The sequence below is a fragment of the Stenotrophomonas sp. 05L44_2 genome (assembly GCF_056665995.1).
In genome coordinates this window covers 1-7,821 of sequence record NZ_JBFTNR010000109.1, presented here as the reverse complement: position 1 = coordinate 7,821, position 7,821 = coordinate 1, and the positions used below count along the sequence as shown (strand labels likewise).

Genomic DNA, 7,821 nt, shown 5'->3' with positions numbered 1-7,821 from the left:
CCTGATGATCACTCCCCTGCAATTCACCCGGACACCCCTTTGTGCGCGAGTCTGACATCTGTACGTCAACGACAGGTCAATGAGGCAAGGGAGTGCTGCCATCGCAGCCGCATGCCGAGGCTGCGCACATGGGTTGATGGGCCGTGCGGCAGCCCTTCATCCGCCTGTGTTGCAGCGTTAACGCCCCGTGGCAGAGGCTGGTCAACACGCCCGAGGAGCACACTCCAGTGAACGAGAAGAAGCTGCGGGATGACCTGCCTTTCAACCCTGGCGCCGACGTGGACGATGCGTCGAAGAGCCATACCCCGGACAGGCTCAGGAATGACAAAGCGACATGGAAGGAGCACGACATGCCCGACGATGGTGATGACCCCAAAGCTACGCCCGACGACTACGAGCGGCCTGATCCCGATCCGACCGGGTAGGCACGGCGGGTTGACGCCAATTGAAGCCAACGTGCGTGCCACGCGGCATGGCGGGCCTCCTTGCTTAAGGTGCGCCCGCAGAGCGCGCTGTAAGCGCGCGCCGGATCGCGTGTTGCCGGCCAGCGGCCGGCACTACCGGACGCGACGCACGGGCAACGCCGGGTCATTCCCGGCGGACGCGGAGATGGGTAGCGCCGGGCCATGCCCGGCGGATGCGAAGAACAGAAGGGCCGGCAGGCATTCGATGCGGTGGAACAGCCGCGGGGAGTTCCTGGCTTCTGCTGCGGACAGGTGATCAGCTGGCGTCGACGCCAGCCAGATCGCCATCGCTGTCGATCTCCCAACGCAGTTCGAAGTTCAGTTCCAGCTGTCGTCCCGGCTGCAACCGGGTCGGCGCCAGCGTGAATCCGTCGGGTGGGCCGGTCTGCGGCTCCACGCAGGTGGCGTGCACTGCCCCGTCGTAGACCACCCAGTGATCGGTGTCGGCGCTCAGCCGCAGCCGCTGGCCGGCGGCAAGCAGCGTCACTTCGGCCTGGTTGATGAAGCAGTCATCCCACGGCCCCTGCGTTGGCTGCACGCAGGGCAAGGTGGCGATGCCCTCCCCGTCGCGCGGGTACATCGCGCTGGGTGCGAACAGCAGTCGATCCGGCTTGCGGAACCAGGGATGCCAGCCAAGCACGGCTGGCATTGCCATGGCACCGGCCTGCACTGCGAGGCGCAGCGTCAGGCGGTCGGGTTGCACGAGGAGATGCTGCGATGCCCTGCCTCCGAAGGGCCAATAGGCGTCCTCAGGCAGGTCCAGCGACAGCGAGGCGCCGTCCGGTTCAAGGCGGTCGATGCGCCACGGCCGTGAGAAGCCGACGCCATGGATGGCGTGCATTCCGAAGTTCACCGGCAGCTGATAGGGCCTGCCTTCGAAGACGAAGCGTCCGTGCCGGATGCGCCCGGCCCAGGGCAGCATGGGATAGCACCCCCACGCAATGCCCGCCTGCCCTACTTCATGTTCGCTGACGAGCCAGTCCACACCGTCACAGCGTAGTTGGGCGATGCGCCCACCGRCTTCCGGTGCAAGCGCGACCTCCAGCCTGCCTGCCCGCAACCAGTGCAGTGGGCCGGCAGGCAGTGCCGCCTGCGCATCATCCGTGGGCGAAGTCGGCTCAGGTGCCATAGGGATGGATCGTCCGGATGCTGCCATCTGCTTCCATGTGCAGCGGTGTGCACTTGACCGAACGCAGGTGGGTGACCCCGCCGGACAACAACGCGTCGTGATAGAACAGGTACCACCGCCCCTGGAACGCACAGATGGAGTGATGGGTGGTCCAGCCCACCACGGGGGTGAGAATCACGCCGCGATAGGTGAACGGCCCGTACGGGCTGTCGCTGGTGGCATAGCACAGCAGGTGCGTATCACCAGTGGAGTACGACAGGTAATACCGGCCCTGGTACTTGTGCAGCCACGGTCCTTCGAAGAAGCGACGGGCATGGTCGTCGGCGCGCAGCGGCTGCCCGTGCTCGTCCAGGATGACGATCTCCCGGGTGGGTTCGGCAAGCCGGGTCATGCCGGCGTCCAGTCGCCCGATACGCGGGCCCAGTGCCGACGCCTCGCCTGCAGGTTCTTCATGCGCCGGGTCGTAGCGGTTGTCGCGATACTTCTGCAGCTGGCCACCCCAGATGCCACCGAAACAGAGGTAGTGCGTGCCGTCGTCGTCCTCGAACACGGCCGGGTCGATCGAGTACGCGCCCTCGATGGGATCGGGCTCTGGAGTGAACGGGCCCTCCGGCCGATCCGCCGCCGCAACGCCGATGCGGAACATGCCGTGGGCGTCCTTGGCCGGGAAGTACAGGTAATAGCGGCCATCGCGGGAGGCGGCATCCGGTGCCCACATCTGCTGGCTGGCCCAGGGGACGTCGCGCACATGCAGCGCCACGCCGCAGTCGGTGGCCTCGCCCTCCGGTGTTTCCATCCGCAGCACGTGGTAGTCCTGCATGCCGAAGTGCCCGCCCTCATCGTCGAAGGGGGCGCCGCTGTCGATGTCGTGCGATGGATAGATGTACAGCCGCCCCTCGAACACATGGGCCGAAGGGTCGGCCGTGTAGATGTGGCTTACCAGGGGCTGGGAGATGGCGTGCGCTGCCAGTTGCTGCAGATCGCTGCCCTGGCGCCGCGACTGCAGGTCCTGCTCGATGCGGGTCTCCATGCGCTTGTTGATCTCGTAGAAGAAAAGCAGCGCGACTGCAGCCAGGAACGGCAGGGAGCAGTACACGCTCACCGTCAGGCGGATACCATCCACCACGGCTTCGGGCTGTTGCGGTGCGCCTGCCTGGTAGCCGTGATGGGCGAGGATGCCGGCGACCAGCGCGCCACCGATGCTGAGCCCGATCTTCAGGCCACACAGCATCGCCGAGAAGACGATGGCGGTGGCACGGCGATGGTTCTTCCATTCGGAGTAGTCGGCGACGTCGGCGATCATCGCCCACAGCACCGGGATGGTGATGCCGTAGCAGAACCCGTGCAGCATGAAGGCAGCGAAGGCCACGGCGACCGCCGTGGGCGGGAAGAAATAGAACGCCAGCAGGAACACGGTGGACACCAGCAAAGCACCGCCAAAGACATCACGCTTGCCGAAACGGTCGGCCAGGCGGCGCGATACACCGATGCCCAGGATCATGCAGACGATGCCGCAGGCGTTGAACAGGCTGAATGCCGATGTTGCCGGATCCTTCGGCCAGGCGAACCCGGCCAGGCCCAGACCGTTGAGTGCCGCGTTGACGGCGCCGATGAAGCGGTTGAAGCCGGAGCTGTCGAGAAATCCCGCCAGGGCGGCCTCGCTCATGTAGTACTGGAAGTAGTAGACGTAGGTACCGCCCTTCAGCGACAGGTTGATGAAGACCAGGATGGTCAGCGCCAGCATCACCTTCCATGGGCGGTTGCGCAGCAGGTCGGACAGGTCCTGCAGCACCCCGGCAGTCTGTTCCTTCGCCGGTCCGATGCGCTCGCGCGTGGTGGCGAAGGTGATCAGGAAGAACACCGTTCCCACCACCGCAAATACCGTCATGACCCGCTCGAAGCCCAGCACCCGGTCGCCGTCGCCGAGGATCAGCACCAGCGGCAGCAGCAGGACCTGGATGATGAACTGCGCGATCATCACCGCCACGAAGCGGTAGGCCGACAGGCTGTTGCGCTGGGCCATGCTGCCGGTGAGCACGCCACTGAGTGCCGAGTACGGCAGATTGTTGGCCGCATACACGAGCATCAACAGGCCGTAGGTGGCCAGGGCGTAGACGACCTTGGCGCGCGGCGCCAGGTCGGGGGTGCTGAAGGCCAGCAGTGACAGCACCCCGAAGGGAATCGCCGTCCACAGGATCCACGGCCGGAACTTGCCCCAGCGGCTGACCGTGCGATCGGCGGCGATGCCGATCAACGGGGTGAACACGAAGGCACCGAGCACGCCGATCACGAAGATGATCGTGGCGGCTGTGGCGGGCGGCAGCCGATACACATCGGTGTAGAAGAACGCGAGGTAGGTGATCAGCGTCTGGAAGATCAGGTTGGCGGCCAGGTCGCCCAGGCTGTAGCCGAGCTTCTCCCGGATGGACAGCGTGTGCCCGGTGCTTTCCATGCGGCGCGCATCAGTCACGGTTGGTCTCCACGGTGAACCCGGCCCTCGCGCGGATGTCGGCGCTGGAGCTGCCCACCCATGCCTCGTACGCGCCCGCCGGCACGGCATAGCCGCCGCGCGCGTCGTCATAGTGGCGCAGGGCCTGCTGCGCTTCCAGGTCGAACACCACGGTGCGCCGCTCGCCTGCGGCCAGGTGCACACGCTGGAAGCCGCGCAATGTCTGGCGTGCGTCGCCTGGCCCGGCCTGCAGCCGTCGCACATACAGCTGGACCACTTCGTCGCCGGCGCGCTTGCCCGTGTTGGCGATCTCGACCTGCAACTTGAGTGTCCCGTCGTKGGYGATGCGCGKYGAATCWAGCTGCAGCCTGCCGTAGTCGAAGCGGGTGTACGACAGCCCGTGCCCGAACGGATACAGCGGGGTACCGCGGAAGTAGCGGTAGGTGCGTCCTTCCATCGTGTAGTCGTCAAAGGCCGGCATCGCCTCGTCCGCCTTGTAGAAGGTCACCGGCAGGCGCCCGCCCGGATTGACGTCGCCGAACAGCGCCTGGCCGMCGGCAGTGCCGCCGCGTTGCCCGGGATACCAGCTCATCAGGATGGCGGACAGATTCTGCTGCGCCCAGTCCACCGCCATGGCAGAGCCGCCGGTGAGGACCATCACCACCGGTTTGCCGGTGCCATGCAGCGCTTCCAGCAGCGAGCGCTGGGGCGCGGGCAGGCGCAGGTCGGTACGGTCACCGCCGGCGAAGCCCGGGTAGTTGACCTTCATCTCTTCGCCTTCGACGTCGCCGGTGAGGCCGCCCACGAACACCACCACATCGGCGTTGCGCGCGGCCTCCAGTGCCGCTTCGAACGGCGGCTTGGCTCCGGGCATGCGCCACCCCAGGCGGACGCCGGCATCGCGCTCGGCGTCGAAGTACTCAAGCCTCAGGTCATAGGCGCGGCCGGCCTGCAGGTCCAGGTCCACGCCATCGCCGTGCAGGCGATCACTGTTGGCCCAGTGGTCGAGCACCCGCTTGCCGTCCACGTAGAGGCGGAAACCATCGTCGGCGGCCGCCTCGATCCGGTAGCGCCCCGAGACGGGCGGCAGCAACTGGCCAGTCCAGCGGATGCTGAAACCATCGCTGGGGATGCCCTGCCCCGGTGCGGCTTCACCACGGGCCAGCAGGTTGTCGGTCGGGGAACCCCGATCCCAGCGGAATCCGATCTGGGCATCGGTGCGGACCAGGGCCGGAGTGCCGGAAAGATCGGCGGTACGGAAGTACTCGCCGCGCAGCCCGCGCTCCGGGGAGTCAGCCGACGGGCGCAGGTAGGTCGCTTCGATCAAGGGTGTAGCGCTGGGATCGTCGCGCCCTTCAACCAGGTCCACGCCGCGTGCGTAGCTCACCTCGCTTCCCTTGGCGGCATCGCGGATGCCCTGCAGGAGGGTGACCGGCGCGGCCGGGGTGCCGAAGTAGTTGCCGAGCAATGCCATGGTGTCATCGGCCGTGGGGCCGATCACGGCGATGCGCTTCAGGTTGCGGGACAGCGGCAGCACGCCATCGTTCTTCAGCAGCACCAGCGATTCCTGGGCGGCCTTCAGGGCCAGCGCATCATGCGCCGGAGCCTGGTTGACCGACGCGGGAATCTGCGCCCAGCGCACGCGCTCGGGTGGGTCGAACATGCCCAGCCGCATCCGCGCGGCAAACAGGCGGGTCACCGCATCGTCGATCTCCGCCTCGCTGATCAGGCCCTGCCGTACTGCCGCCGGCAGCGTGGCGTACTCCTGGCCGCACTCCAGTTCGGTGCCGTTGCGGACCGCCAACGCGGCGGCCGCCTCGCGGCTGGGAACGATCCGGTGATGTTTCCAGATGTCGACGATGGCCCAGCAGTCGGACACCACGTAGCCCTTGAAGCCCCAGTCGCGGCGCAGCACGTCGCGCAGCAGGAACCGGCTGGCGCTGGCGGACTCGCCGTACACCCGGTTGTAGGCGCCCATCACCGCGTCCACCTGCCCCTCTTTCACCAGCGCCTCGAACGCGGGCAGGTAGGTGTCGTACAGGTCGCGCTTGCTCGGGCGCGCATCGAAGTGGTGGCGATCGGCCTCGGGGCCACTGTGCACGGCCAGGTGTTTGGCGGTGGCGTCGAGCTTGCGGTACACCGGGTCATCGCCCTGCAGACCGTGCACGAAGGCCACGCCCATGCGGGCGGTGAGGTACGGGTCCTCGCCGTAGGTTTCCTGGCCACGGCCCCATCGCGGGTCGCGGAAGATGTTGATGTTCGGCGACCAGTAGGTCAGCCCCTGGTAGCGGCCATGCGAGCCCTCACGGAGGAACTGGTGGTGCTTGGCACGGGCTTCGTCGCTGATGGTGCTGGCCACCTGCCCCATCAGCGGCACATCGAAGGTGGCCGCCAGGCCGATGGCCTGCGGAAACACGGTGGCCTGCCCTGCCCGCGCCACGCCATGCAGGCCTTCGTTCCACCAGTCGTAGGCGGGAACGCCCAGGCGCTCGATCGCGGGCGCGGCGTTCTGCATCTGCGCTGCCTTCTCCTCCAGGGTCATCCGTGCGACCAGGGCAGCGGCGCGGTTTTCGAAGCTGGCCGAGGTGTCGAGCCAGGGCGCGGGCTCGGCTGCGTAACCCGTGCCCGCCAGCGCGATGGCAGCGCACAGGGCCAGCGGGCGGAAGATGGGAGTGCGCGTCATCATTTGCTCCTCAATGCACGCTCGTCGCGCGCGAATGGTCCCAGCAGGGCGCCGACGAAGCCGCCTGCACGATCCGTACTCAACACCGTTCCGTCCACGGCATCGGCCAGTGTCTGCCAGCCACGCCCGTCGCCGCTGTCGAAGGCGAACGCATAGCGGCCTTCGTCACCAGCGATCTTCAGGCGCAGCGACGTCGCTGCCGTTGCCTGGCGCGTTGCCAGGGTGCGGGTGACACCGCTGCCGTCGCGCGCTTCCAGGAAGACCGCCACGCGGTCACCGCCGAGGCTGCGCACGCCAAGGAAATACCAGTGGGTCTCGCTCTGGAAAGCTGCCAGGCCTGCGGCCACGCCCGCCGCCGGCCGGGTCATGGCCGTGCTGGATTCGAAGCGCAGGTGCTGCTGGCGCCGGCCGAGGAACGCGGGGTTGCGCAGCGTGTCCAGGTTCTCCGCCAGCGGATGCACGGCCAAGGCCCCCGGTCGCTCGCGCAGGTCCGCCCACGGCTGCCTGGGGATGCGCACGCGCAGCCAGCCGCTGCCGAGTGCCGGCGCATCGAATTCGTCACGTTCGGTGAAATTGCCGGTGGACGGCGCCTGCGACGCTTCGCCCTGCATCCAGGAGGGCGCTCTGGCCACATACGGAATGGCCTGGTTGGCCGGCAGGATCACCGGCCAGCCGTCACGCCATTGCACCGGCAGCAGATAGGTCTCGCGCCCGGTGTTGTAGTGGCGCGTGTCGTAGTTGCGGCTGGCAAGGAACACCGCCCACCATGAGCCGTCCGGCCCCTCCACCAGATCCGCATGCCCGGCATTGGTGATCGGCAACGGCCTGTCGGCGGGCAGGTCACGCTGGGTGAGAATCGGATTGCCCGCATACGGCACGTAGGGCCCCCATACATTACGGCTGCGCAACACCACCTGCGAATGTTGCGGCCCGGTGCCGCCTTCCGCGTCGGAGAGGTAGTACCAGCCATCGCGTTGGTAGATGTGCGGCCCCTCGATCCAGATAGGGTTCCTGGCCGGCTCCACCCCGCCGTCGATCAACACCTTGCGGGGACCTACCGGGGCGAAGGTCGSCAGATCAATCTGCTGCATCCAGA

Annotated in this window: 5 protein-coding genes and 1 pseudogene; 1 reads left to right on the top strand and 5 read right to left on the bottom strand. The window is 67.3% G+C overall.

All coding sequences use genetic code 11. From position 1 onward, the window contains the following. Nucleotides 1–227: 227 nt before the first annotated feature. On the top strand, nucleotides 228–425 hold the full coding sequence (locus AC1VAN_RS05800; protein ID WP_425507103.1) for a hypothetical protein: 198 nt from the start codon (nucleotides 228–230) through the stop codon (nucleotides 423–425). Nucleotides 426–720: 295 nt separating this feature from the next. Here the strand turns inward: AC1VAN_RS05800 and AC1VAN_RS05795 are convergent, their stop codons facing one another. The 5 genes and pseudogenes from AC1VAN_RS05795 to AC1VAN_RS05775 form a co-directional block, all read right to left on the bottom strand. Continuing rightward, complete coding sequence (locus AC1VAN_RS05795) at nucleotides 721–1,593, bottom strand: aldose epimerase family protein (RefSeq protein WP_480985434.1); 873 nt, start codon at nucleotides 1,591–1,593, stop codon at nucleotides 721–723. Next, nucleotides 1,583–2,599: a glycoside hydrolase family 43 protein gene (locus AC1VAN_RS05790; protein ID WP_442251932.1), complete on the bottom strand. Its 1,017-nt coding sequence runs from the start codon at nucleotides 2,597–2,599 to the stop codon at nucleotides 1,583–1,585. Before AC1VAN_RS05790 ends, AC1VAN_RS05795 begins: the two co-directional genes overlap by 11 nt. Continuing rightward, nucleotides 2,573–4,045, bottom strand: a pseudogene (locus AC1VAN_RS05785) (MFS transporter); the annotation flags it as partial. The pseudogene AC1VAN_RS05785 and the gene AC1VAN_RS05790, both read right to left, overlap by 27 nt. 10 nt (nucleotides 4,046–4,055) lie before the next feature. After that, nucleotides 4,056–6,728 (bottom strand): glycoside hydrolase family 3 protein, encoded by a 2,673-nt coding sequence (locus tag AC1VAN_RS05780; RefSeq protein ID WP_480985433.1) that lies wholly within the window; start codon nucleotides 6,726–6,728, stop codon nucleotides 4,056–4,058. Then, nucleotides 6,725–7,821: glycoside hydrolase family 43 protein (locus tag AC1VAN_RS05775; RefSeq protein WP_480985432.1), on the bottom strand; the 1,097-nt coding region annotated here is incomplete at its 5' end. The genes AC1VAN_RS05780 and AC1VAN_RS05775, both read right to left, overlap by 4 nt.